The sequence below is a fragment of the Tepidamorphus gemmatus genome (assembly GCF_004346195.1).
GTDB classification, from domain to species: domain Bacteria; phylum Pseudomonadota; class Alphaproteobacteria; order Rhizobiales; family Tepidamorphaceae; genus Tepidamorphus; species Tepidamorphus gemmatus.
Genome location: NZ_SMAK01000005.1, coordinates 180,016 through 203,913 on the forward strand (window position 1 = coordinate 180,016; position 23,898 = coordinate 203,913).

The following is a 23,898-nucleotide window of genomic DNA, read 5'->3' on the forward strand; positions in this document are numbered from 1 at the left end:
GACATGACAGCAGAGGCCGACCAGCGCTGGCAGAGCGAGGAAGAGACCGAGGCGCCGGCCGGGCCATCCAGCCGCCGTGGCTCCCGGCTCGGCGGCTATGTCCTCGACCATGCCTTCTCCAGCCTCACCCGCCGCATCGCCATCCTCAACCTGGCGGGGCTGGTGGCGATGGTCACGGCCATCCTGTATCTCAACCAGTTTCGCGAAGGCCTGATCGACGCTCGCGTGCAGAGCCTGCTGACGCAAGGCGAGATCATCGCCGGTGCGATCTCGGCCTCGGCCGTCGCCGATCCGGAGGCGCTGCGGATCGACCCGGAGATGCTGCTCAAGCTCGACCAGGGTCAGAGCATGTCCCCCACCGACGAGCAGCTCGGCGTCATCGAATTCCTGATCAACCCGGAGAAGGTGGCGCCGATCCTGAGGCGCCTGATCTCGCCCACCCGGACTCGGGCGCGCATCTACGACCGCGACGGGGTCCTGGTGCTGGATTCCCGGCACATATTCGCCCGCGGACAGATCCTGCGCTACGAACTGCCCCCTCCCTCCAGCGACCGGCCGAACTGGTTCGTACGGGCCTGGGAGGATGTGCGTCTGTGGCTGCGCCGCGGCGACCTGCCGCTCTACGAGGAGATCGGACCGGTCGGCGGCCGCAGCTATGCCGAGGTCGACGCGGCCCTGAACGGATCCTCGGCCAGCATCGTCAGGGTCAACGACAAGGGTGAGCTGATCGTTTCCGTTGCCGTGCCGATCCAGCGCTTCCGGGCGGTGCACGGCGCGCTGCTGCTGTCCACGGAGGGCGGCGACATCGACGCCATCGTGGCCGCAGAGCGCCTTGCCATCCTGCGGATATTTCTCGTCGCCGCCGTCGTGACGCTCGGCCTGTCGATCCTGCTCGCCTCGACCATCGCCGGCCCGGTCCATCGTCTCGCCGCAGCCGCCGAACAGGTGCGCTACGGAACGCGGGCGAGGGCCGAGATTCCGGACTTCTCGGACCGCAACGACGAGATCGGCCACCTGTCCCGGGCGCTGCGCGACATGACGCGGGCGCTCTACCTGCGCATCGAGGCGATCGAGAGCTTCGCCGCGGACGTGGCGCATGAGCTCAAGAATCCGCTCACTTCGCTGAAGAGCGCGGTCGAGACGCTGCCCCTGGTCAAGCGGCCGGAGGATCGTGCCCGGCTCATCGCCATCGTCCAGCAGGACGTCGAACGGCTGAACCGTCTGATCACCGACATCTCCGACGCCTCGCGGCTCGACGCCGAACTCGCCCGCACCGATGTCGAACCGGTCGATATCGCCCAGCTGCTCGAGACGGTCGTCTCGCTCAGCAACGAAGTCCGGCGGGATGGCGAGCCGCGGGTCGAGCTTGCCATCGCCCCGACCGATGATCCGGCCGCCTACTTCGTCGCAGGCCGCGACACGAGGCTCGGGCAGGTGGTCAACAATCTCGTCGACAACGCCAAATCCTTCTCGCCGCCCGAGGGCACGGTGCGCGTGTCGGCACGTCGGCTGCGGCAGGAGATCGAGATACTCGTCGACGACGACGGGCCTGGCATCCCGCAGGAGAATGCCCACCGCATCTTCGAGCGCTTCTATACCGATCGCGGCGACCGTGCCGCGTTCGGCAGCCATTCCGGACTCGGGCTGTCCATCTCGCGCCAGATCGTCGAGGCGCATGGCGGACGGATCTGGGCTGAGAATCGCAAGAAGCGCTCGGGCGAGATAGCAGGCGCCCGGTTCGGCGTTCGCCTGCCGGCGTTCCATGAATAGGCCGCGGCAGGACGCTGTTCCGTCCGCGGCGGCGGACCGGGGCCGGGCTGCCGCGATGATCCGTGGCAGCGCCACTGGCAGCGCGGCGCCCGTCCTCGTGCAAGGCACCTGCGTCTTGATCGGCCGCACCGCGGTGCTGATCCGCGGTCGCCCCGGCAGCGGCAAGTCCTCGCTGGCCGCCGGCCTCCTGCATCAGACCTGCTCACGCCGCTGCATTCGCCTCGTCGCGGACGACGCGGTCCATCTGCGCCCGGCGTCGGGACGGCTGATCGCGGTCTGCCCGGCACCGATCAGCGGTTTGCTCGAACTGCGCGGCGTCGGCCTGGTGGCGACCGCGGAAACGGATCGGGCGGTCGTCTCGGCGGTCGTCGATCTGGTCGCCGCCGACCGGGTCGACCGGCTGCCGGAGCCCGCCTTCACCCGCCTCCTGTGCATCGAGTTGCCCCGCCTCGCGCTGCCCGAACGCGGTCAGCTCAACGCCGCGCTCCTGCTCGCCTGGTTCGATCGGCTCGCGCCGGGCCAGGGGTCGGTCCGGCACCTCGCCGGAGCGGCTTCGCTGCACCACAGCATTCGGGCTTGAATCCGTCCGGCAGGACAGCCAAGATGCACAGGCTTTGCGCGCGCCCGCCGTGGCGTGGCAGAGCGGCAAGCCGGTGCGCGGCCACCGTCAGGTGCAGGAACGAGGCCCGCGGGACATCCAGCATCGCATGATCGGTCTTGTAGTCGTAAGTCACGGCCGCCTCGCCGCAGAGTTTCGTGCGGCGCTTGAACACGTGGTCGGTCCGCAGGATCAGTTCGAGACGATCTCCATTGGTCCGGACGACGACATGGAGCAGCGGCGCAACGACATTCTCGCCGCCGTGTCCAGGGTCGACAGCGGCAGCGGCGTGATCGTCCTCACCGACATGTTCGGCGGAACACCGTCCAACCTCGCCATTTCCGTGATGGATAGCGCGAATGTCGAGGTCGTTGCCGGGGTCAACCTGCCGATGCTCATCAAGCTCGCCAGCATTCGTGCCGACGTCAGCCTCCAGACGGCCGGCATCATGGCCCGGGACGCGGGACGCAAGTACATCAGCGTGGCGAGCGAAGTGCTGTCGGGCGGCAAGTGAACGGGTCCGGCATGGATCGAAACGGCCGGACCGAGCGGATCGTCGAGATCGTCAACCAACGCGGGCTGCATGCCCGCGCCTCGGCCAAGTTCGTCCGCTGCGCGGTGCAGTTCGACGCAGAAATCCTTGTCACGCGGGACGGACAGTCGGTTGCCGGCACCTCGATCATGGGCCTGCTCGCGCTCGGCGCGGGGCCGGGGAGTCAGATCGGCATCGCCGCCGAGGGGCCGGAAGCCGAGGCGGCGGTGGCAGCCCTGAGCCGGCTGGTCGAGGAGCGCTTCGGCGAGGAATGAGGCTGCCGGGACGGCGCGCCGGCCGGCGTTGAGAGTCTCGGATGCGGCTGCTATAGAGCCCGGCAATCCGCTCGGGGCGCGTCCGCGTAGCCGGCCCGACCCTGCCACTGATTATCGCGAAGGGACGCCTCATGAATGCCGACTACGTAGTCAAGGATCTTTCGCTCGCCGATTGGGGACGCAAGGAAATCGAGATCGCCGAGACCGAAATGCCCGGCCTGATGGCCACACGGGAGGAGTACGGCCCATTGCAGCCGCTCAAGGGCGCGCGCGTCTCCGGCTCGCTGCACATGACGATCCAGACCGCCGTCTTGATCGAGACCCTGCAGGCATTGGGCGCGCAGGTCCGCTGGGCTTCGTGCAACATCTTCTCCACCCAGGATCACGCCGCCGCCGCGATCGCGGCCACCGGGACGCCGGTATTCGCCGTGAAGGGCGAGACGCTTGCCGAGTACTGGGACTACATCGACCGCATCTTCCAGTGGCCGAACGGCGAGACGGCCAACATGATCCTCGACGACGGCGGCGACGCGACGCTCTATATCCTGCTCGGCGCCAAGGCCGAGAAGGACATCTCCGCCCTGCCGACGCCCTCCAACGAGGAGGAGGAGGCGCTGGTTGCCACGATAAGGCGGCGCCTCGCCGCCTCGCCCGGGTTCTTCACCCGCACCCGCGACGCCATCAAGGGCGTTTCCGAGGAGACCACCACCGGCGTGTTGCGCCTCTACGAGATGCAGAAGCGGGGCGAGCTGCCCTTCCCGGCGATCAACGTCAACGACTCCGTGACCAAGTCGAAGTTCGACAACAAGTACGGCTGCCGCGAATCCCTGGTCGACGGCATCCGTCGCGCCACCGACGTCATGATGGCCGGCAAGGTTGCCGTGGTCGCGGGCTACGGCGATGTCGGCAAGGGCTCCGCCCAGTCGCTCGCGGGAGCCGGCGCCCGCGTCGTCGTCACCGAGATCGACCCGATCTGCGCGCTGCAGGCGGCGATGGACGGCTTCGCCGTAACGACCATGGAGGAGGCCGTCACGATCGGCGACATCTTCGTCACCGCGACCGGCAACAGGGACGTGCTGACCCTGGACCACATGCGGGCGATGAAGGACATGGCCATCGTCTGCAACATCGGCCACTTCGACAACGAGATCCAGGTCCATGCCCTGCGCAACTACAAGTGGACCAACATCAAGCCGCAGGTGGACATGATCCACTTCCCCGACGGCAAGCGGATGATCCTGCTCTCCGAGGGCCGTCTGGTGAATCTCGGCAATGCCACCGGCCATCCGAGCTTCGTGATGTCGGCCTCGTTCACCAACCAAACCCTCGCCCAGATCGAGCTGTGGACCAACAACAGCCGCTACGAGAACAGGGTCTACGTGCTGCCGAAGCGGCTCGACGAGAAGGTCGCCGCGCTGCATCTGGCCAAGCTCGGCGTGAAGCTGACCAGGCTCACCAAGGCGCAGGCCGACTATATCGGGGTGTCGCAGGACGGGCCCTACAAGTCCGACCACTACCGGTACTGACTGGCGGCACGGATGCGGGCGCTCCTGTCGTCCGCGTCCCGCACGCGCGATCCCTCGGCGAACCGACCGCGGGGCGGTTATCCGCCCGGCCGTTTGCGGTTAGATTACGAAAGGATGATTCGTTACCTTGGGCGGGGGCCCGAGGCGGGGGCCGGCGCGACGCAATGGTGCCGTTCGTGACCGAATAGTCGAGGGACTGGCGGAATGACTTCGAGCCGGCGGGCGAAGGTGCGCTTGCGGCCGGTTACCGGTCTCGCCGGGGGGCTGTCTGCCGTCCTGCTCGCCTCCTACGCCCCGGCCACCGGCCAGACCCCGGGTCCCATGGAGGAGGCTCGCGCCGGCATTGAAGCGTTTCTGGCCTCCATCAACTTTCAGATCCGTCAGGAAGAGCTTGCGGCGCTCAGCCTCCTGTTCGGGATCCTCGCCTTCGCGGTGACGGTGGCGATCCTGCTGGTCCGCACACGTCGGCGGCTTGCCGAGGAAATCCGCCTTGGAGCGGAACGCACGGCGGAGCTGAATGCCCGTATCGACCGTGCCGAGATGCTGCTGTCGGCCGAGCAGCAGGCGCTCGTCGTCTGGATGGCGGACAGCGAGACCCCGGAGATTCACGCCGAGCCGGGGCGCTCGAAGGCGTTGCCGCCGCGCGACGGCGATCTGCTTGCCTTCGGGAAATGGCTCGAGCCGGAGTCCGCACTCGAACTGGAGGCGGCCGTGGCGCTGCTGCGTGGCCGCGGCGAGAGCTTCAACCTCATGCTCCGCACGCGATCCGGCGGACATGTCGAGGCCGACGGACGCACCGCCGGCGGACGTGCGGTGCTGCGGCTGCGGGACCTGGCCGGCCAACGTCGCGAGCTGGCCGAGATCTATGATGGCTACAAGCGGCTGATGCGCGAGAACGAGACGTTCCGGACGTTGCTCGAGGCCCTGCCCGCTCCGGTCTGGCTTGCCGATGCCGACGACCGTACCACCTGGACGAACACGGCCTTCCGACGGGCGCACGGCGAGACCGGTTCGGACACCGGCGCGCGTGCATTCCTCACCGAAGAGGCGCGGCGCAGCCTCGCGGCGGCACGCGATGAGACCGGCGTCGGCCACATCCAGATGGCGCGTTCGATCGACAACGTGCAGCGGGTCTTCGACCTGTACGAGGTCGCCACTGCCCGCTGTGCCGGCGGCATCGCCATCGACATTACCGATCTGGAACGGCTGAGCCGGGAGCTGTCGCGGCGCGAGGACGTCCACGCCCGGACCCTCAACCAGATTTCCGCCGGCATCGCCGTGTTCGGGCCGGATCGTCGGCTCGCCTTCTACAACCGTGCCTTCCGCGAGATCTGGTCGCTGGAGGACGACTTCCTCGCCGGAGCTCCGGGCTACGGCGAGATTCTCGACCGCCTGCGCGGGGCCGGACGCCTGCCCGAACAGGCCGACTACCGCGACTGGCGCAGCCGCCAGCTGGCAATCTTCGACGCCCGCTCGCCGCAATCCACCGACGACCAGGCGCTGTGGCACCTGCCGGACGGGCGCGTGCTGCGGGCTGCGCGCAATCGCCAGAGTGACGGCGCGGTCGCCTGCCTGTTCGAGGACATCAGCGTCGCCCTCGACCTGGAAAGCCGCCTCGTCGCCGCGACCCGGGTGCAACGTGAGACACTCGAGGCGCTCGACGAGGGGATCGTCGTGTTCGGCAGCGATGGCCGGATGCGTCTCCACAATCCGGCCTTCGCGGCGATCTGGAAACTGTCGCCGGAAGGCCTCGGCGGGCTGCCGCACGTCGAGGAGGTGATCGGCTGGTGCCGCAGCCTGCACGACGATCGGAAGGTCTGGGAGATGCTGCGCGGCGCGGTCACCGGCCTGACCGACAGCCGCGAGGCAGCAACCGCACGGCTGGAACGGCGCGACGGCAGCGTCATCGACATGCGCGTCCTGCCGCTGCCCGACGGCGGCACGCTCGTCGTGTTTACCGACATCAGCGCGTCGGCCCGCATGGAACGGGCCCTGCGCGACCGCAACGAGGCGCTGCTCACGGCCGCGCGCATCAAGAACGAGTTCGTCCACAAGGTGTCCTACGAACTGCGCGCACCGCTGACCAACATCATCGGCTTCGCCCAGTTGATGAACGACATGCCCGAGGCCGAACTCGGCGAGCGCCAGCGCGAATACACCGGTTACATCCTGTCCTCGTCGAGCGCGCTGCTCGCCATCATCAACGACATTCTCGATCTGGCCACGATCGATGCCGGGGTGATGGAGCTCGAGATTGCACAGGTCGACATCCGCGGCGCCGCACTCGCCGCCGCCGATGCCTTGCGCGACCGGAGCGCGGAAGCGTCGATCACGCTCGACATCCGCATCCCCGAGGACATCGGCGCCTTCGAGGCCGATGAGAAACGGATCCGCCAGATCCTGTTCAACCTGCTGTCCAACGCGATCGGATTCAGCGAGTCCGGCCAGACGGTGCGGCTCGAGGCACGGCGTCCGGACCCGGAAACGGTCGCCTTCACCGTGGCCGACGAGGGACGTGGCATCCCCAAGGAGGTGCGTGACGCCGTGTTCGAGCGCTTCGAGAGCTATTCCCAAGGCGCGAGATACCGCGGCCCCGGACTCGGTCTGTCGATCGTCAAGAGTTTCGTCGAGTTGCACGGCGGCACGGTCGATCTCGTCTCCGAGCCGGGTCGCGGCACCACCGTGACCTGCACCTTCCCGGCCCGTCATCGCGCGCGCGGCGCGGCAGACGCCAGAATGATGGAACCCGCTGCCGCGACGGTCTATACCCTGCCACGCCGAACGCCGCCGGCTAACGAGCCGCGGCCGTCGGAGGAAGGGCTGGGCCGTCATCCGGTCTAGCGCCGTCGCCGAGGACTGCCGGTGCACCCGCACGAATCGACCATCCCCGCAGGCACTGCAGTGCGGCTGCGCTCGCAGGCCGAAACCGAGCGTCTCGCCGAAGCGGTCGCAGCGTCCGCGCGCGCCGGCGACCACATCCTGCTGTCCGGCGATCTCGGAGCCGGCAAATCGACCTTCGCCCGGGCGCTGATCCGGGCGGTTGCCGACCAGTCCCGGCTCGACGTGCCGAGCCCGACCTTCACCCTGGTGCAGGACTACGACCTGCCGCGTCTGCGCGTCCTGCATCTCGATCTGTACCGCATCGGCGATCCCCGCGAGCTCGACGAGCTCGGCATCGACGACCTGGCTCCGGCCGCCCTCGTTGTGGTCGAATGGTCCGAGCGGGCGCCCGGCCGGTTCGCCGGCAACGTCCTGGAAGTGTCGCTCGCGCTCGATCCGGCCGCCCCGCAGGAGCGCACGGCGTGGCTGCGGGGAGAGGGCAGCTGGACGGAGCGGCTCGCGCGATTGCTGGAGGTCCGCGAGGCGATCGCGGCGATGGGCTTTGGCGACTGGTCGCGCAGCTTCATCCAGGGCGATGCCTCGAGCCGGCGCTACGAAAGACTGGGTCGCGACGGCCAGACCGCCATCCTGATGGATGCCCCGGCCCGACCGGATCCCGGCATCGGCGAGGTGCCCTACAGCCGTGTCGCGCACCTGGCCGAATCGGTGACCCCATTCGTGGCCATGGCGACGGCGCTGCGCGCCCGGGGCTTCTCCGCGCCGGCGATCCTTGGGGCCGACCTCGCCGCCGGGGTGCTCGTCACCGAGGATCTTGGCCGCGAGGGCATTCTCGACGCCGAGGGCCGCCCCCTCGAGGATCGCTACGCCGCCGCCATCGACCTGCTCTCGGCGCTGCACGACATGGCGCTGCCCGACCTGCTTGAGGTACCCGGAGCCCGGCCCTACCGTCTGCCGGCCTATGATCATGCCGCGATGCTGGTCGAGGTGTCGTTGCTGCTCGACTGGTATGTCCCTCTGGCGACCGGAGAACGGCTGCCGCAGCATGCCGTGACACGGTTCCGGGAAATCTGGGACGATTTGCTGTTCGAGCTGGACGATCCGTCGGCGCGGCCGGTCTGGGTCCTGCGCGATTACCACTCGCCGAACCTGATGTGGCTGCCGCAACGGCAGGGCATCGCCCGGGTCGGCATCCTCGACATGCAGGACGCAGTGATGGGGCCACCGGCCTACGACGTCGCCTCGCTCGTCTTCGACGCTCGGGTCGACATCCCGGACCGGATGTGGCGCGAGCTCTATTCCCGTTACGTGGCGAGCCGTCAGATCGCCGATGCCGCCTTCGATGCGGAGGCTTTCGACAAGCGCTTCGCGATCCTCGCAGCCCAGCGCAACACCAAGATCCTCGGCATCTTCGCGCGTCTGGCCGAACGCGATGGCAAGCGCGGCTATCTGCGGCACATTCCCCGCATCCGCGGCTATCTTGCTCATGCCCTGTCGCACCCGGTTCTCGGCGCGCTGCGGGGTTGGTACGAGACACATCTCGCGGATCAGGACAACTGGCTTCCAGGCACGTGACATGACCGTGATGAATGGCGGCGGCGCCGCACCACGCAACTCAGCCTGCGTGACAGCTCCGACGACCGCGATGGTGCTGGCCGCAGGACTTGGCACACGGATGCGGCCGATCACCGAGCGGCTGCCGAAGCCGCTGGTGCCCGTCGCCGGCCGCCCGCTGATCGATCAGGTTCTCGACCGGCTGGCCGCAGCCGGCGTCCGCGAGGCGGTCGTCAACGTCCACCATCTTGCGGATCAGATCGAGGCGCATCTGAGCGGCCGTCAGGTGCCGAGGATCCGGATCTCGGACGAGCGCGACGGGCTTCTCGATACCGGCGGCGGCATCGTCCGCGCGCTGCCCATGCTCGGGCCCGGTCCGTTCTACCTCGCCAACACCGATTCGCTCTGGATCGAGGGGGCGCGGCCGCTGCTCGGGCGGCTTGCCGAGGCCTGGCAGGACGACCGGATGGACGGTCTGCTGGTCCTCGCTCCGACCGTCACCGCGTCGGGCTACGGCGGCACCGGCGACTTCCTGCTCGACACGGCCGGGCGGCTGACGCGGCGTCCGGAGCGGACGACGGCACCCTTTGCCTACACCGGGGTGGCGATCCTCTCGCCGCGGCTGTTCGACGACGCGCCCAATGGCCGCTTCTCGCTCAACCTGCTGTTCGACCGCGCCATCGCGACTGGCCGGCTGCACGGTCTGCGGCTCGATGGACTGTGGATGCATGTCGGCACACCGTCGGCCATCGCCGAGGCGGAAACGATGATCGAGAACAGCGTCTTGTGAACCGATGACAGCCCCGGCGCCCCCCCGGCTGTGGACCATACCACCCTCGGCGGCCTTCCTGCCGGCATTCGCCGACGCGCTGATCGCCGGCAGGCTGGTGCCGCCCGCGCCGGAGGGACGCCGCTTCGCCCTCGAGGAACATCTCGTCCTGCTGCCGACCCGCCGCGCCTGCCGGACGTTCGCCGAGCTCCTCGCCGAGCGCGTCGGCGGCGCCACGCTGCTGCCCCGCATCCGCCCCATCGGTGATGTCGACGAGGTGGACCTCGCCCTCTTCGGCGAGGGCACATTCGGCGGCGGCGCCGCCCTCGATCTGCCACCGGCGATACCGCCGCTGCAACGCCATCTGCTCCTTGCCACGATGGTGCTGGCCTGGGGGCGTAGCGTGGCGCAGACCCTGCTCGTGCCGGGGCGCGAGGAGCCGGTCGCCATTCCCGTCGTCCCGGGCGACGCTGCCCTTCTCGCCCGCGATCTCGCCCGGCTGATCGACGATTTCGAGACCGAGGGCGTCTCGTTCCGGGCGCTTGAAGAACTGGTGCCGGAGGATCACGCCGCCTACTGGGCATTGACCGTTGGTTTTCTCAGGATCGTTTCCGAGGAATGGCCGCGCCTGCTGGAGGAACGTGGCGCCAGCGACCCGGCCACCCGGCGCAATGCCCTGTTGCGCGCAGAAGCCGCCCGTCTCGCACATTGCCCGCCCACCGGACCGATCATCGCCGCCGGTTCGACCGGCACGATACCGGCGACTGCCGCCCTGCTCGCCGTGATCGCCCGCCTGCCCCACGGTGCCGTCGTGCTGCCGGGGCTCGATCTCGATTTGGACGAAGAAGCCTGGACGGCGATCGACGCGGCGAGCGCACCGCATCCGGGCCACCCCCAGTACGGCCTCAAGCGACTGCTCGGACGTCTCGGCGCGGTACGGGCCTCGGTGGAACCGCTCGTCGCGGCGCCGCGGCCGGCCCGCGACCGGCTTGTCGGCGAGGCTTTCCGGCCGGCCGCCACCACCGAACAGTGGGCGAGCCTCGACCGGCGTCTCGGCGACGGGCTGCTCGATGCGGCCGTGTCCGGTATCGGCGTGCTGGAGGCCGCCGATGAGGCCGAGGAGGCGCTCGCCATTGCGATCGCGCTTCGCGAGACCGTCGCGACGCCGGGCCGAACCGCGGCGCTGGTGACCCCGGACCGCGGACTTGCGCGGCGGGTCGCGGCGGAACTGGCGCGCTGGCAGATCACCGTCGATGATTCCGCCGGTGTGCCGCTGGCCGAGACGCCGGCCGGCGGCCTGTTCCGGCAGATCGTCGAGACGGTGGCACGCCGGCTCGAGCCGGTGGCGCTCGTCGCGCTCATCCAGCACCCGCTGGCAAGGTTCGGACTGGACACGGCAGCCGCACGGCGCGCAGCGCGGTGGCTCGAGCTCGCGGTCTTGCGCGGACCACGACCTGCACCGGGATGTGACGGCCTGATCCGGGTCGCCACCGAGCGCCTTCTGCGGTCCGCCGACCGGTTCGACCATCCGGCCGTACGCCGCCTCGACACCGCCGACCGCGATGCGGCCTTCGACCTGGCGACCCGCATCAGCGCGGCGCTCGAACCGCTGGAGCGGTTGCGCGATTCGCCGCCCGTGCCGCTGGCGAAGGTCGTTGCCAGCCATGCCGAGGCCCTGTCGAGGGTCATTGCCGGCGAGGCGGACGAGCTGCCTTCCGGCGAGGACGTCACCGCACTCGATGCCTTCCTCGAGGAGTTGCTCGCATCTGCCGGCGACGGACCTGACGTGACGCTTGCCGAATACCCCGCGCTGCTGGCGGCGCTGATGGCCGGCCGTGCCGTCCGCCCGGTACGCGCCGGCCATCCGCGTCTGGCGATTCTCGGCCCGCTCGAGGCCCGTCTGCTGTCGGCCGATCTGATCGTGCTCGGTGGGCTCGACGAGGGCGTGTGGCCAGCCGACACGCGCACCGATCCGTTCCTCAACCGCCCGATGCGCGGGGTCATCGGCCTCGAGGCTCCGGAGCGCTTCATCGGACTGGCGGCCCATGACGTCGCCCAGGCGCTGGGGGCCCCTGAGGTTCTGCTGGCGCGGGCCATGAAGATCGGCGGCGCGCCCACCGTCGCCTCGCGCTGGCTTCGCCGTCTGGCCGCCGTCGTCGGCAGCAAGCGCTACGCGCGCATGTGCGAGGCCGGGAACCGGCTGAAGGGCTTCGCCCGCCGCCTCGATCTCGCCGAGGCTGCGCCGCGCGCGATGGCCGAGCCGGCACCTTGCCCGCCGCTCGAGCTGCGCCCGACACGCATCAGTGTCACCGAGGTCGAGACGCTGATCCGCGACCCCTATTCCATCTATGCGCGCCGGATTCTGGGTCTCGAACCGCTGCCGGGACTCGACGAGGCGCCGGACGCGTCGAGCCGGGGCGAGATCCTGCACGATGCGTTGGCGCGCTTCGTCCACCGGACCGAGGCCGGCGAGACGCCCGACCTGATCGCCATCGGTCGCGAGCTGTTCGCCCGGCTCGACGACTTTCCGGAAGTGAAGGCGATCTGGTGGCCGCGCTTCCTCCGGGTCGCCGAGTGGTTCGCAGCCATCGATGCGGAGGACCGCCGCGTGAAGGCTCGTCGCATCGTCGAGACCGGCGGCGCGCTCGAGCTCGACATTGCCGGCCGTCGCATGACGCTGACCGGCAGGGCCGACCGGATCGACGTCAGGCCGGACGGCACGCTGCGCATCGTCGACTACAAGACCGGATCGGTGCCCAGCCCGCCGCAAGTGCTGTCGGGACTGAGCCCGCAGCTGCCGCTCGAAGCGGCGATCGCCATGCGCGGCGGCTTCGACGGCGTCGAGCCCGGACTGGTCGCGACCGAACTGGTCTACATCGAGCTCAAGGGAAGCCGGCGGGCCGGCAGCATCCTGCCGATCGCCCCGAACGATACGACGGTCGCCGCCTTCGCCGAGGAGACGCTGAACCGCCTGATCGGGCTGCTGCACCGATTCTGCGATCCGGGACAGCCCTATCATGTCAAGCCGCGAGCCCAGTTCCTCAAGCGATTCAACGACTACGATCATCTCTCCCGCTGGCCGGAATGGGCGGTGGCGGGCGGCGGCGAGGAGTGATCCGGCGGTGACGAACGTCGCGGCCCGCCCGCTTGACGCAACCATCGCGGCGCAGCGCGAGGCATCCGATCCGCGCGTCTCGGCCTGGGTGAAGGCCAATGCCGGCGCGGGCAAGACCTATGTGCTGGCACAGCGGGTGCTGCGGCTCTTGCTTGCCGGCACGAACCCCTCGCGCCTGCTCTGCATCACCTATACCAAGGCGGCCGCCTCGGAGATGGCCAACCGCGTCTTCGACTGGCTTGCCGGCTGGGCGATCGCCGACGACGCGACTCTCGCCGACGAGATCGCCCGCATTACCGGCCGCAGGCCGACCGCGGCGGAGGCCGAACGGGCACGACGCTTGTTCGCCGAAGCCGTCGAGACACCGGGTGGCCTGAAGATCCAGACGATCCACGCCTTCTGCGAGCGGCTCCTGCAACAGTTCCCGTTCGAGGCAAGTGTCACTGCCGGTTTCACCGTGCTCGACGACCGCACGGCGGCCGAGCTGCTTGCGACCGCGCGCGGCGAGATCCTGATGCAGGCGGCCACGGACGCGCAACTCTCGGCGGCGCTGGCGGTTGTGGTGGCGCGCTTGTCGGACACCTCTCTCGACGGCCTCATCGCCGAAGTCGTCAGCCGGCGCAGCGAGCTTCTCGACTGGCTGCATGACGGCGGCGACCTCGGGCGGGCGCTCGACAGCCTAGGCGCGGCAATCGGCCTGCCGTCGGGTACGACGGAAGCGGGGCTGATCGACGAGATCCTCGCTGGCCGGTCGCTGCCGCGTTCGGAATGGGCCTCCGTCGCCACGTGGATGCGCCAGGGATCGACAAGAGACGAACACCTCGGCGACCGGTTGGCCGCGGCCGCCGCGGCTGTCGGCAACGCCGCGCTCGATGACTATCTCGCCGTGTTCCTGACCCGCGAGGGAACCGCCCGACGCGCCATCGTGACGAACGCGCTGGCGGCTGCGGAACCGGAGCTATGCCGTCGGCTGGAGGCCGAGCGAGACCGCGTGGCGCGGCTGGCGCCGCAGCTTTCCGCAGCCAGGCTGCTCGAGTTCAACCGCGCGCTGTTCACCATCGCCGATGCCATCCTCCAGCGCTACCAGTCGATCAAGTCGCTGCGCGGGCTGCTCGACTTCGACGATCTCATCGAGCGCACCGCGATGCTGCTGACCCGCACCGACGCTGCCTGGGTGCTCTACAAGCTGGACGGCGGCATCGACCACATCCTGGTCGACGAGGCGCAGGATACCAGCCCGCGCCAATGGGAGATCATCGACCGGATAGCCGGCGAGTTCTTTGCCGGCGAGGGCGCCCGTCAGGCCGACCGCACGGTGTTCGCGGTCGGCGACATCAAGCAGTCGATCTACTCCTTCCAGGGCGCCGAACCGGCCCGCTTCGCGGCGATGCGCAAGCATTTCGAGCGCGCGGCGCGTGAGGTCGGCAAGCCGTTCCGTGGGGTGACCCTGCGACTGTCCTTCCGCTCGACCCCGGCGATCCTGAAGGCCGTCGACGAGGTGTTCCGGACCGGTCCCGCAGCCGCGGGCGTCGTCCTTGAGGTGGATCGTGAGGAGGTGATCCACACGGCGGTGCGCGAGCGGGATCCGGGTCTCGTCGAGATCTGGCCGGTGATCGAGCCGGAGCCGGTCGAGCCGGTGACCCCTTGGGATGCTCCCCTCGATGTCGAGCGGGCCGAGAGTCCCGCCGCCCGGCTGGCCAGCCGCATCGCCCGCACGATCAGGGGCTGGATCGACCGCGAGGAGCGACTGGAGGCGACCGGCCTGCCGATCCGTCCCGGCGACGTCATGATCCTGCTGGCGCGCCGCAAACCCTTCGCCGAACTGATGATTCGCGCACTGAAGGCGCACGGCATTCCGGTCGCTGGCGCCGATCGGATGGTGCTGACCGATCATATTGCGGTGATGGATCTTGTCGCCGTCGGCCGCTTCGCGCTGATGCCCGAGGACGATCTGACGCTTGCTGCACTGTTGAAGAGCCCGCTGATCGGGCTGGGCGAGGACGATCTGATGGCACTTGCGGCCGGCCGGCGCGGGTCGCTGTGGCAGGCGCTGGTCGAGAAGGCCGAGACCGACGCGGCGCTCGCCCCAATCCGCGACCTCCTGGCCGACTGGCGCGCCCGGGTCGGCTTCCAGCGGCCCTACGATTTCTATGCCGGGCTGCTCGGCGCCGGCCGCGGCCGCGCGGCGTTCCATGCCCGCCTCGGCGCCGAGGCCTTCGAGGCGCTGGACGAATTCCTCGGCCTGGCGCTCGCCTACGAACGGGCCGAGACCCCGAGCCTGCCCGGTTTCCTGGCCTGGCTCGAGGCCGCACCGACCGAGATCAAGCGCGACATGGACAAGGGTCGCGACGAGGTGCGGGTGATGACGGTGCACGGCGCCAAGGGCCTCGAGGCTCCGGTGGTGTTCCTGCCCGACTGTGCCCGCGCTGCAAGCGGCCGGAGCGTCGGGCCGCTGTTCCGCTTCGGTGAGGGTCCCGGCGGGCCGCTGGTCTTCGCCCCGAGCAAGGCCGAAGACTGCGCGGCGACGGCCACCTTGCGGGAGGCTGCCGAACGCGCCCGGGCCGCGGAGGAGAACCGGCTGCTCTATGTCGCGATGACACGGGCGCGCGACCGGCTCTACATCGCCGGTTTTCGCAACGGCACGCGCCGGACCTCGGAGCCGACCTGGCACGACATCGTGTCGAGCGCGCTCGATCCGCTGCTCGTCGATGCCGATACCCCGGATGGCCCCGTGCGGCGGCTGGTCGGCGAGGGCGAGGCGGCGCCGGTCGCGCGGCAGACCGGGAGTGGCACCGGACAGGAGCCGCTACCGGCTTGGCTGCGTGAACCCGCTGCGGCCGAGGCAGCCACCGGTCCCGCACTTGCCCCGTCCCGACTCGCCGGGCACGCGCCGGGATTTCGGGCCGCAACCGACCCGGCCGGCGCAGCAGCGGCACGCCGGCGCGGGACCGTCATCCACCGTCTGCTCGAAAGCCTGCCGGAGATCGCCGTGCCGGATCGTGCTGCCGCCGCCGCGCGAGCGCTGCAGGTGCTCGCTCCCGACTGGACGCAGCAGGATCGCGAGGCGATCGCGGCCCGCGTGCTGGCGATCCTGGCCGACCCCGTGTTCGCTCCGGTCTTTGCGCCGGGCGGGCTCGCCGAGGCCACCATCGCCGGCCCTGGCGGGCCGAACGGCGAGCGCGTGCTCGGACAGGTGGACAGGCTGCTGGTCTGCGCCGACGAGGTTCTGATCGTCGACTACAAGACGGATCGCCTGGTGCCGGACGGCCCGGACGGGGTGCCACAGGCCTACCGCGCACAGCTCGATGCTTATCGCAGGCTGGCAGCGCGGATCTGGCCCGGGAAGACCGTGCGCACGGCGCTGTTGTGGACGTCAGCCCCGCGCCTGATGCAGATCGGCTGAGCCGCGTCTGCGGCATCCGGCTGCCGGCCCTGCCTTGACGCTGCCGGGCCCGGTACCTACCTTCCGGCGACGCACGGCCGGACCTCCGCCCGGCAGACTCCATCCCCACGAGGTACCAGATGGCTGCTTCCCACGTTTCCGACGCTTCGTTCCAGGCTGACGTGCTCGATTCAGCCGAGCCGGTCCTGGTCGACTTCTGGGCCGAGTGGTGCGGTCCCTGCCGCCAGATCGCGCCGATGCTCGACGAGATCGCGACCGAGCTGGACGGCAAGGTGAAGATCGCCAAGGTCAATGTCGACGAGAACCCGAAGGTGCCGTCGAACTACGGCGTGCGCGCCATCCCGACCCTGATCCTGTTCAAGGATGGACAGCCGGTCGGCACCCAGGTCGGCGTCCAGCCGAAGAGCCGGCTGATCTCCTGGATCAACGAATCGATCTGACCGGAGGCGACCGGTCGGACCGACATCGCGTCTCCGCCTGACGGCGGCGTCCCGGGCGTCGCCGCAGATTCGTTCTCTGCCGCGCCCCCCGTCGCCGGCTGGCGCACCTCCCGGAGAAGCGGACGCCGCGCCTCCGTCAGCATTTGCGACGCCGAAGCGAGCTGACGCGGATCATCGAGGCCGCCGGAGATGAGCTGCGCTATTGCGGTACCGTCTCCTGGATCCGCAGTACGTGTCCGGCGAGATAAAGCGAGCCGCAGATCAGCACGCGAGCCGGCTCGTCGCGCGGCAGGCTTGCCAGCGCCTCCTCGACACTCGCCGCGACGCGGGCGGACAGGCCGGCGCGCGCCGCGTCCGCGGCGAGTTCGACGGGATCGAACGAGGCCTCGACGTCCGGGATCGGCACGGTGACGACCTCGCGCACGAGACCTGCGAACGGCGTGAAGAAGCCCGAGGCGTCCTTGCTGGTCAGCATGCCGCTGACGAGGTACACCGGGCGCGGATTGCGCTCCTCGAGTTCGGCGAGGGCTGCCGCCAGCACCTCGCCGGCAGCGGGATTGTGGCCGCCGTCCAGCCATATGTCGGCATTGGCAGGCGCCGCATCGGCGATCGGCCCGACGCGCAGCGGCTGCATCCGCGCCGGCCAGTCCACCGTCTGCATGGCCGTCGCGACCGCCGCCTCGTCGACGGCGAACGGCAGATGGCCGAGCGTGGCGATCGCTGCACCGGCATTCTCGATCTGGTGCCGGCCGAGCAGGCGCGGCATCGGCAGGTCCATCAACCCGTGCTCGTCCTGATAGACGAGGCGACCGCGCTCCTCCCCGGCGTGCCAGTCCTGGCCGGAGATCGACAGCGGCGCCGCGAGCCGGGCCGCCGCCCGCGCGATGACCTGCTCCGCAGCGCGCGGCTGCCGCGCCACGATGCAGGCAACGCCGCGCTTGATGATGCCGGCCTTCTCGGCGGCGATCAGTTCGATCGTGTCGCCGAGATACTGGGCGTGATCCATCGAGATCGGCGTGATGATGGTCGCCGCCGGACGGTCGATCACATTGGTTGCGTCGAGCCGTCCGCCGAGGCCGACCTCGAGCAGCAGCAGGTCGGCGGGATGCCGCGAGAAGATCAGGAAGGCGGCAGCCGTGGTGATCTCGAAGATGGTGATCGGCGCGCCGGCATTGGCCCGTTCGCATTCCTCGAGCGCCGCGGCGAGTTCAGCCTCGCCGACCAGCTTGCTGGTGCCGTTCTCGTCGGCCAGCCGGATACGCTCGTGGAACCGCACCAGATGCGGCGAGGTATAGACATGGGCCCGCCGGCCCGCCGCCTCGGTGATGGCCCGCAGATAGGCAACGGTGGAGCCCTTGCCGTTGGTACCGGCGACATGGACGACCGGCGGCAGCCGCCGCTCCGGATTGCCGAGCGCGGCGAGTATCCGGTGCATGCGGTCGAGCGACAGGTCGATCTTGCGCGGATGCAACGCGGCCAGACGGTCGAGGATCAGGTCAGATGCGGCCATTCGCAACCTCATAGGGTCCCGCGGCCCGGGACGATATGCAGGAAACGACGTCCCGCGTCGGCTTCGCGCGTCAGTCGGCTGCCTCGGCCAGCGGCGGTGGCAGCGCCTGCGGCGCGGCCGCGACGTCCGGCATGCCTGCGAGCGGGCGCTCGTCGGCGAGCGAGGGGGCCTTCAGCAGCAGTCGGCACAGACGGCTGAGCGTCGCCCGCAGGTCGTGACGGTGCACCACCATGTCGACCATGCCGTGCTTGAGCAGGTATTCGCTGCGCTGGAAGCCGGGCGGCAGCTTCTCACGGATGGTCTGTTCGATCACGCGCGGCCCGGCGAAGCCGATGAGGGCGCCGGGTTCGGCGATATGGATGTCGCCGAGCATCGCATAGGAGGCGGTGACGCCGCCGGTGGTCGGGTGGGTCAGCACCACGATGTAGGGCAGCCGCGCCTCGCGCAGCTTCTGCACGGCAACCGTCGTGCGTGGCATCTGCATCAGCGACAGGATGCCTTCCTGCATGCGCGCCCCGCCGGAAGCCGCGAACATGATGAAGGGCGTGCGCCGCTCGGCCGCCGTCTCCATGCCGGTGACCACCGCCTCACCGGCCGCCATGCCGAGGGACCCGCCCATGAACTCGAAGTTCTGGACACCGACTGTCACCGGCAGTCCGTCGAGCGTGCCGTAGCACACCCGCACGGCGTCGCGCATGCCGGTCTTGGCGCGGGCGTCCTTGATGCGGTCCGAATAGCGGCGCTCGTCGCGGAACTTCAGCGGGTCCGCGGGAACCTCCGGCGTCTCGATGTCGACGAACTCGCCGCTATCGAACAGATGCCTGAGCCTGGCCTCCACCGGCATCCGCATGTGATGGCCGGAACCAGGAATCACATACAGGTTCGCCTCGAGATCGCGGTGGAACACCATTTCGCCGGTTTCCGGGCACTTGACCCAGAGGTTCTCCGGCACTTCCCGCTTCTGCAGAAGGCCGCGGATCTTCGGACGGACGACGTTGTTGATCCAGTTCACGAACTGAGCCTCTTCGTTCGGCCGCCTCAGGCGGCGACGGTCCGGCCGGCGCGGACGCCGGCGGCAAGCCGGCGGACCAGTCCGGCCACTGCATCGACCGTACGATCAGTAGCACGGCCCGCCGCGTCGAGCGAGCCTCGCACCTCTTCGACCAGCGCCGAGCCGACGACGACCGCATCCGCGCCGGCCGCGATCGCGGCGGCCTGCTCCGGTGTCTTCACCCCGAAGCCGACCGCCACGGGCAACCTGGTGTGGCGCTTGATGCGTGCGACCGCGGCGGTCACCGCGGTCGTGTCCGGCGCCCTTGTTCCGGTGATCCCGGTGATCGAGACATAGTAGACGAATCCGGACGTGTTCAGGAGGACGCGCGGCAGCCGCTTCTCGTCAGTCGTCGGCGTCGCCAGCCGGATGAAGTTGAGCCCGTGCGCGAGCGCCGGCAGGCAGAGTTCGTCGTCGGCCTCCGGCGGCAGGTCGACGACGATCAGTCCGTCGACGCCGGCGGCTTTCGCGTCGACGAGAAAGGTCTCTGTGCCGTAGGAATAGATCGGGTTGTAGTAGCCCATCAGCACGATCGGCGTCTCGTCATCGCCCTCCCGGAAGGCGCGCACCATCGACAGCGTCCGGCGCATGGTCTGGCCGGCGAGCAGCGCACGGCGGCCCGAGGCCTGGATCGCCGGTCCGTCGGCCATCGGGTCGGAGAAGGGCATGCCGATCTCGATGACGTCGGCACCCGCCTTGGGCAGCGCCTTCAGGATCGCCAGGGAGGTGTCGGGGTCGGGATCACCGGCGGTGACGAAGGTGACAAGTCCCGCCCTGCCCTCGTCTTGCAGCGCGGCGAAGCGGCGGTCGATACGGGTCGCCACGCTCACAGGTCGAACCCCAGGATCTTGCCCACCGTGAAGACGTCCTTGTCGCCGCGGCCGCACATGTTCATGACGATGATCTGATCCTTCCCCATGCTCGGCGCAAGCTTCATCACCTGCGCCAGCGCGTGCGAGGGCTCGAGCGCCGGGATGATGCCCTCGAGCCGCGTGCACAGCTGGAACGCCTCCAGCGCCTCTTCGTCGGTGATCGGCACATAGGTCACCCGACCGGTATCCTTGAGCCAGGCGTGCTCGGGCCCGATGCCCGGATAGTCGAGACCGGCCGAGATCGAGTGGCCCTCGAGGATCTGGCCGTCGTCGTCCTGCAGCAGATAGGTGCGGTTGCCATGCAGAACACCGGGGCGTCCGGCATTCAGCGAGGCGCAGTGCTGGTCGCCGTCGAGACCGTGGCCGCCGGCCTCGACTCCGTAGATCTCGACGTCCGCATCGTCGAGGAACGGGTGGAACAGGCCGATGGCGTTCGAGCCGCCGCCGACGGCGGCCACCAGCACATCCGGCAGACGTCCCTCGGCTGCGAGGATCTGGTCCCTCGCCTCCCGGCCGATCACCGACTGGAAGTCGCGCACCATCTCCGGATAGGGGTGCGGCCCGGCCGCGGTGCCGATGATGTAATAGGTCGTTTCGACGTTGGTCACCCAGTCGCGCAACGCCTCGTTCATCGCGTCCTTCAGAGTGCCCGCGCCCGAGGTGACCGGGTGGACCTCGGCGCCCAGCAGCTTCATGCGGAACACATTGGGCTTCTGCCGCTCGACATCGGTAGCGCCCATGTAGACGATGCAGGGATAGCCGAACCGGGCCGCGACCGTCGCTGACGCCACCCCGTGCTGGCCGGCGCCGGTCTCGGCGATGATCCGGGTCTTGCCCATGCGGCGGGCGAGCAGGATCTGGCCGAGGCAGTTGTTGATCTTGTGGCTGCCGGTGTGGTTCAGCTCGTCACGCTTGAAGTAGATCTTGGCGCCGCCGAGATGTTCGGTCAGCCGCGCGGCGAAATAGAGCGGGCTCGGCCGCCCGCTGTAGTGGGCATTGAGATCGTCGAGTTCGGCCTTGAAGGCCGGATCCGTCTTGGCTTCATTCCACGCCCTTTCGAGGTCGAGGATCAGCGGCATCAGCGTCTCGGCAACGAAGCGTCCGCCGTACAGACCGAAATGGCCACGCTCGTCGGGGCCGGCGCGATAGGTGTTGGCGACGTTCACGAAGCTTTCCTCCGGCTGGGCGCGCCGAGTGTCCGCTCGGTTCGCCGTACGGCTTCGACGAAACGGGCAATGGCTGCCGGGTCCTTCTCACCCGGCCTGGCCTCGACGCCCGAGGAAACGTCGACGCCGTCGGGCCGGGCAATTCCGATCGCCGCAGCCACCACCTCGGCGTCCAGCCCTCCCGACAGCATGCACGGGCGGGGAAGGTCAAGCCCGGCGAGCAGATGCCAGTCGAAGCGGATGCCGAGGCCGCCCGGCCGGCTCGCTGCGGCTGGCGCCTTGGCGTCGAACAGGATCCGGTCTGCGACGCCGAGATAGGGTTCGACCGCCGCAAGGTCCGCCGCCTCGCGGACCGCGATCACCTTCATCGTCTCGACGTTATAGCGGGTCTTGAGCTGAGCCACCCGCTCGGGGCTCTCGCGCCCATGCAGCTGGAGGATGTCTGGACCGAGCGTGTGGAAGATCGCATCGAAGGTCAGGTCGTCGGCATCGACGGTGAGCGACACGATCCGCGCCCTGCCGCGCACCGGCGCGGCCAGCTGCGCCGCCCGCGCCGGATCGACATGTCGCGGGCTCGGCGGAAAGAACACGAAGCCGAGCATGTCGGCGCCGGCCCCCAGCGAGGCCGCCACCGCGGTCTCGTCGGTCAGCCCGCAGATCTTGACGTCGATATGCCCGCTCTGGTTCACGCGACTGGGCTCCTGCCGGATGTCGGCATCGGGGATCGGATGCGGCGATAGGTGCCACGGAATGGCGGCCGGAGTCCATGCCGGGCCGGCATCGCCACCGGGGCCGCCGGGCGGCATCGGGCGCGGCGCCAGCCGCGCTGGCGAATCGGATCAGCGTCTGAGCGCGGGCAGGCCCGGCGCCGCCGGCAGCTTGCGGTCCGCCTCCCCGGCACGGTGGCGCCATCGCGCGGCCTCCTCGCGTGACAGCCGCGCGCGCCGCCGCCACTTGCCCTGACTGAGCCATGCCGCCGTCCCGCCGACAAGCACGCCGACGAGGAGACAGCCGAGCACCAGCAGGAACAGCGGGACCGAGACCGAGAGCGCGGTATCGCCCGAACCGAACGGATCGAGGGAAACCCGGACCGGTGCGCGGTTGGCCACCGAGAAGGCAATGATCAGCACGGCGAGCGGCAGCGTGATCAGGATCTGGACGAGGCGATGGATCATCGTTGGCGGCGGTCAGCTCCTGCCGTTCAGGCGTTCTCGCAGTTCCTTGCCGGTCTTGAAGAACGGAACGAACTTCTGATCCACCTCGACCTTCGCGCCGGTGCGCGGATTGCGGCCGGTGCGGGCCGGCCGATCCTTCACCGAGAAGGCGCCGAAGCCTCTCAGCTCGACCCTGTCGCCCCGCGCCAGCGCGGCGGTGATCTCGTCGAGGACGGTGTTCACGATCAGCTCGACATGCCGCTGATAGAGATGCGGATTGGCTTGCGCGATGCGCTGAACGAGCTCGGACTTGATCATCGGGCCCCCGGATGATCCCTCTTATTTTTCAATATTTTGAGGTTGCCAGAGCGATACCAGCCCGTCAAGTGCGCCAATCTGCAAATGGTGAAGCCGCGCAAGCGCCGCCGCCAGCTTGTCGAGCCCTGCCAGCCGCGCGATCGCCGCAACCGTCTCGACCAGACCGAGTCCGCCGAGTGGGCCGTCGGGTGTCCAGTCGCGGATCTCGAGGTCGCGGTCGATGTTGTGCGTCGAAGCAAGGTAGTCGCGTACTGCATCCTCGCCGCCGATCGCGTCGATCAGACCGAGCGCCAGCGCCTGGCCGCCCGTGTAGATGCGCCCGTCGGAGACACGCCGTGCCGTGGCCATGTCGAGATTGCGCCGCTCCGCCACCAGGCCGATGAACCAGTCGTAGGAATCAAGCACCAGCGCCTGGATCGCGGCGCGTGCCTCCTGGCTGGTCGGCTCGAACGGATTGGGCTCCGCCTTCAGCGGACCGCTCTTCACCGTATCAACCTCGACGCCGATGTCCGACAGCAGTTCACTGACGTCCGCCCACTGGAACAGGACGCCGATCGACCCGGTGATGGAGGTTCGGCGGGCAACGATGTGGTCGGCAGCGATCGCTGCCGCGTAGCCGCCCGAGGCCGCCACGGTACCGATCTGGGCAACCACCGGCTTCCTGGCCGCAACCTTGCGCAGCGCCTCGTAGAGCGCCTCGGACCCGGCCGTGGTGCCGCCGGGACTGTTGATCGAGACGATAAGGGCCCTGGCGCTGCCGGACTTCTCTATCCGCTCCAGAAGCTTCTGCAGATCGCGGTTCTCGACGATGATGCCGTCGATGGCGAGCCGGGCGATGTGCGCCTTGCGCGAACCGATCTCGGTGTCCGGCATCGAGACGGCGACAAGCGCGACGAGTGCGACGCCGGCGAGAACAAAGGCAACGACCCGCCAGAAGGAGAGCTTGCGGCGCAGTCGGCGCCGGTCGAGGATCTGGTCGGCGTCCAGCGACATGGCGGCTCGCTAGG

19 protein-coding genes are annotated in these 23,898 nt (G+C 69.4%); 11 read left to right on the top strand and 8 right to left on the bottom strand.

Annotation, left to right across the window (positions count from 1 at the left end; all coding sequences use genetic code 11):
• Positions 1-3: 3 nt before the first annotated feature.
• From EDC22_RS10075 to trxA, 11 genes are all read left to right on the top strand, one after another.
• Positions 4-1,770, top strand: a complete 1,767-nt coding sequence (locus EDC22_RS10075; RefSeq protein WP_132806514.1) for a sensor histidine kinase — start codon at positions 4-6, stop codon at positions 1,768-1,770.
• A gap of 55 nt (positions 1,771-1,825) precedes the next feature.
• The gene (locus EDC22_RS10080; protein ID WP_165926861.1) at positions 1,826-2,350 is read left to right on the top strand and encodes an HPr kinase/phosphorylase; all 525 of its coding nucleotides are present in this window, start codon (positions 1,826-1,828) and stop codon (positions 2,348-2,350) included.
• 127 nt (positions 2,351-2,477) lie between these two features.
• On the top strand, positions 2,478-2,882 hold the full coding sequence (locus EDC22_RS10085; RefSeq protein ID WP_132806634.1) for a PTS sugar transporter subunit IIA: 405 nt from the start codon (positions 2,478-2,480) through the stop codon (positions 2,880-2,882).
• Between the two features lie 11 nt (positions 2,883-2,893).
• Complete coding sequence (locus tag EDC22_RS10090) at positions 2,894-3,175, top strand: HPr family phosphocarrier protein (protein WP_132806516.1); 282 nt, start codon at positions 2,894-2,896, stop codon at positions 3,173-3,175.
• Between the two features lie 131 nt (positions 3,176-3,306).
• Positions 3,307-4,701 (top strand): adenosylhomocysteinase, encoded by a 1,395-nt coding sequence (gene ahcY / locus EDC22_RS10095; protein ID WP_132806517.1) that lies wholly within the window; start codon positions 3,307-3,309, stop codon positions 4,699-4,701.
• 204 nt (positions 4,702-4,905) lie between these two features.
• Positions 4,906-7,542 carry a sensor histidine kinase gene (locus tag EDC22_RS10100; RefSeq protein ID WP_132806518.1) on the top strand — a complete coding sequence of 879 codons (2,637 nt, stop codon included), beginning with the start codon at positions 4,906-4,908 and terminating at the stop codon, positions 7,540-7,542.
• 21 nt (positions 7,543-7,563) lie between these two features.
• Positions 7,564-9,114 (top strand): tRNA (adenosine(37)-N6)-threonylcarbamoyltransferase complex ATPase subunit type 1 TsaE, encoded by a 1,551-nt coding sequence (gene tsaE, locus EDC22_RS10105; RefSeq protein ID WP_245499715.1) that lies wholly within the window; start codon positions 7,564-7,566, stop codon positions 9,112-9,114.
• Position 9,115: 1 nt separating this feature from the next.
• The gene (locus EDC22_RS10110; protein WP_425385526.1) at positions 9,116-9,883 is read left to right on the top strand and encodes a nucleotidyltransferase family protein; all 768 of its coding nucleotides are present in this window, start codon (positions 9,116-9,118) and stop codon (positions 9,881-9,883) included.
• Between the two features lie 4 nt (positions 9,884-9,887).
• Positions 9,888-12,977, top strand: a complete 3,090-nt coding sequence (gene addB / locus EDC22_RS10115) for a double-strand break repair protein AddB (protein ID WP_132806519.1) — start codon at positions 9,888-9,890, stop codon at positions 12,975-12,977.
• A 7-nt stretch (positions 12,978-12,984) separates the two neighbouring features.
• Positions 12,985-16,380, top strand: a complete 3,396-nt coding sequence (gene addA, locus EDC22_RS10120; protein ID WP_165926862.1) for a double-strand break repair helicase AddA — start codon at positions 12,985-12,987, stop codon at positions 16,378-16,380.
• A 119-nt stretch (positions 16,381-16,499) separates the two neighbouring features.
• On the top strand, positions 16,500-16,820 hold the full coding sequence (gene trxA, locus EDC22_RS10125) for a thioredoxin (protein ID WP_132806521.1): 321 nt from the start codon (positions 16,500-16,502) through the stop codon (positions 16,818-16,820).
• A 199-nt stretch (positions 16,821-17,019) separates the two neighbouring features.
• Here the strand turns inward: trxA and EDC22_RS10130 are convergent, their stop codons facing one another.
• The 8 genes from EDC22_RS10130 to sppA form a co-directional block, all read right to left on the bottom strand.
• Positions 17,020-18,330, bottom strand: a complete 1,311-nt coding sequence (locus tag EDC22_RS10130) for a bifunctional folylpolyglutamate synthase/dihydrofolate synthase (protein ID WP_132806522.1) — start codon at positions 18,328-18,330, stop codon at positions 17,020-17,022.
• Between the two features lie 70 nt (positions 18,331-18,400).
• A complete protein-coding gene (accD, locus tag EDC22_RS10135) occupies positions 18,401-19,342 on the bottom strand; it encodes an acetyl-CoA carboxylase, carboxyltransferase subunit beta (RefSeq protein WP_132806523.1) in 942 nt (313 codons plus the stop codon).
• Between the two features lie 26 nt (positions 19,343-19,368).
• Positions 19,369-20,205: a tryptophan synthase subunit alpha gene (gene trpA, locus EDC22_RS10140; protein ID WP_132806524.1), complete on the bottom strand. Its 837-nt coding sequence runs from the start codon at positions 20,203-20,205 to the stop codon at positions 19,369-19,371.
• Positions 20,206-20,207: 2 nt separating this feature from the next.
• Positions 20,208-21,419: a tryptophan synthase subunit beta gene (gene trpB, locus EDC22_RS10145; protein WP_132806525.1), complete on the bottom strand. Its 1,212-nt coding sequence runs from the start codon at positions 21,417-21,419 to the stop codon at positions 20,208-20,210.
• Positions 21,416-22,108: a phosphoribosylanthranilate isomerase gene (locus EDC22_RS10150; protein ID WP_245499716.1), complete on the bottom strand. Its 693-nt coding sequence runs from the start codon at positions 22,106-22,108 to the stop codon at positions 21,416-21,418. Before EDC22_RS10150 ends, trpB begins: the two co-directional genes overlap by 4 nt.
• Positions 22,109-22,258: 150 nt before the next feature.
• Positions 22,259-22,594: a lipopolysaccharide assembly protein LapA domain-containing protein gene (locus tag EDC22_RS10155; protein ID WP_132806527.1), complete on the bottom strand. Its 336-nt coding sequence runs from the start codon at positions 22,592-22,594 to the stop codon at positions 22,259-22,261.
• A 12-nt stretch (positions 22,595-22,606) separates the two neighbouring features.
• Positions 22,607-22,891, bottom strand: coding sequence for an integration host factor subunit beta (gene ihfB / locus EDC22_RS10160; RefSeq protein ID WP_132806528.1), 285 nt, complete (start codon positions 22,889-22,891; stop codon positions 22,607-22,609).
• 21 nt (positions 22,892-22,912) lie between these two features.
• Entirely contained in the window at positions 22,913-23,884 is a 972-nt protein-coding gene (gene sppA, locus EDC22_RS10165) for a signal peptide peptidase SppA (protein ID WP_132806529.1), read from the bottom strand.
• Positions 23,885-23,898: the final 14 nt, after the last annotated feature.